The organism is Streptomyces ipomoeae 91-03, assembly GCF_000317595.1.
In the GTDB taxonomy this organism is placed as follows: Bacteria; Actinomycetota; Actinomycetes; order Streptomycetales; family Streptomycetaceae; genus Streptomyces; species Streptomyces ipomoeae.
In genome coordinates this window covers 1-2,451 of record NZ_AEJC01000548.1, presented here as the reverse complement: position 1 = coordinate 2,451, position 2,451 = coordinate 1, and the positions used below count along the sequence as shown (strand labels likewise).

1 protein-coding gene is annotated in these 2,451 nt (G+C 76.4%); it reads left to right on the top strand.

Annotation, left to right across the window (positions count from 1 at the left end; all coding sequences use genetic code 11):
• Nucleotides 1–2,451: P-type ATPase (locus tag STRIP9103_RS35785; RefSeq protein ID WP_048821592.1), on the top strand; the 2,451-nt coding region annotated here is incomplete at both ends.

Sequence of the window (2,451 nt, the reverse complement as noted above, 5' to 3'; positions counted from 1 at the left end):
GGGCGCCCCTGGCGCTCCCGCGCACGGGCACACCTCGCGCTGCGTCCCGAGGCACCCGAACGGGTGAGGCGGGAGGGCGGGACGGAACACGTGGCCCGCCGGGTGGCCGCCACGCTGGCCGAGCGGCCGGACGTGGCGCTCGCCTACTGGGACCGGGGCCTGGCGCGGCTCGTGGTGTCCGCCGCCGAGGAAGCGCTCGGCGACAAGGTGGTGGACGAGGCGATCGCGCTCGCCGCCCGGCACGGACTGTCGCTGACGGACGAGGCAGTCGACGGGTACGCCCACCCCGGCGACGCGGCCGGGATACGCGCCGCCGCGGCGACTCTCGCGGCGGACGTCATCGGCACCGGGGTCGCGCTGGCCGGGTCCTTCCTCCGGCTGCCGCCCTCGCCACGGCTGGTGACAGCGGTGGCGACACTGCTGCGCGAGAACCCACGCTTCCGCGGATTCCTGCGCGACCGGCTCGGCCCGTCCCGTATGGACGTCCTGCTGGCCGCCGCCAACGCGGCCGTGCACGGCGCGGGCCAGACACCGATCGCCCTGGTGCTCGACGGGGCGCTGCGCACCTGCCAACTGGCGGACACGGTGGCACGCGCGACCGAGTTCGACACCGTCCACGACCAGGTGTGCAGGCCGCACCGGGCCGGCCTGCCCCCACGCCCCTCCGTGCGCCCGCCGTTGCGGACCACCCCCGCCCAGGAGTACGCCGCCCACGCCTCGACCGGCAGTGTGCTGGGCGCCGCGGCGACCCTGCTGGTGAAGCACGACGGCAAGGAGGCCGCGGAGGCGGTCCTCGCGGGCTCGCCGAAGGCCGCCCGCTACGGGCCCGCCGCCTTCCACACCGTACTGAGCGGGGCACTCGCCCGGACCGGCGTACTGGTGCGCGACGCGGAGCGGCTGCGGCAACTGGAGACCGTCGACACGATCGTCCTGCACCCCAGCGCGCTGCGGACCCCCGGCGCGGGCGCCGACCCATGGGCCGAGACCGTCCTGGACGCGGCACGCCGGGCAGGCCTCGCCGTCGTGATGGTGGACGACCCGGCGCTGCGCGACTTCACGAGCCTCGCGGACCAGGTCGTGGCCGGCGGGCAGCCGTTGCGCGAGGTGGTGCGGGCAGTGCGCGACGAAGGCGGCACCGTCCTCACGGTCGCCAGGCTGCCCTCGACCGACCCCCAGGCGGACGTCGACGACACCCATGTACGGGACGACGACACGCACGCACGGGAAGGGATGGAGGTCCTGGACGGCCTGCTCGGCGGTGATGTGGCCATCGCCCTCGCGGACGGTGACTCTGCCGTCGTCTGGGGGGCGGACGTCCTCGCCCTGAACGGCCTGGCCGATGTGTGGCGGCTGTTGACCGCGGTGCCGGCGGCCCGCGCGGTGGGCCGCCGCTCGCAGACGCTGGCCCGGTCCGGCGCCGCCCTCTCCGGGCTGCTCGTGGCAGTCGGCGAGTCGAACGCGCGGCGCCGCTCGCCCCTGCCCGGACTGCGGCACGTCCCGGTCGACATCGCCGCGGCGACGGCCCTGCTCAGCGGCGTACGGGCGGCACTCGGCGTGGTGTTGACCCGGGCGCCGCATCCCGGCCCGCGCACGGCCTGGCACGCACTCCAGCCGACCGATGTCCTGGACCGGCTGGAGCACGAGTCCGACGAGGACACCGACACGACGGTGGTCGAGCAGACCACCGTCCGGCTGCACGAGGCGGCTGACACCGTGGGCCACACCCCCGCCCTCGCCCCCGTGCGCTGGACCGTGGAGCTCGCCCGGGCCGTTCGGGGCGAGCTGGACGACCCGCTCACCCCGGTCCTGGCGGTCGGCTCGGCCGCGTCCGCCATCCTCGGGTCGATCGTGGACGCGGCCCTCGTCTTCGGCGCGCTCGACCTGAACGCGCTGGTCGGCGGCGTGCAACGGCTGCGCGCCGAACGCGCGCTGTCCGGGCTGCTCGCCGAACAGAAACGGAAGGCCCGCGTCACACCGAAGGGCGCGACGGAGGCGACCGGCGCGCCCGCCGAGGACGCGTCGGCCGAGGCCCGGACCGTGGACGCCGCCGGGCTCACCCCCGGTGATGTGATCGAGCTGAAGGCGGACGACGTGGTCCCCGCCGACGCCCGGCTGCTGTGGGAGGACGGCCTGGAGGTGGACGAGTCCGCGCTCACCGGGGAGTCCCTGCCCGCGGACAAGCAGACGGCGCCGACGCCACGGGCCCCGGTGGCCGACCGGCGCTGCATGGTCTTCGAGGGCACGACCGTGGTGGCCGGTCAGGCCCGGGCCGTCGTGGTCGGGACCGGTGACCGCACCGAGGCCGCCCGCGCCGTCGCCCTCGCCGCCCGTACGCCCCCGTCCGCCGGTGTCCAGGCCAGGATCCAGGAACTCACCCGCAAGGCGCTGCCGTTGACCTTCGCGGGCGGCGCGGCGGTGACGGGGCTGGCGCTGCTGCGCGGCACCCCGATC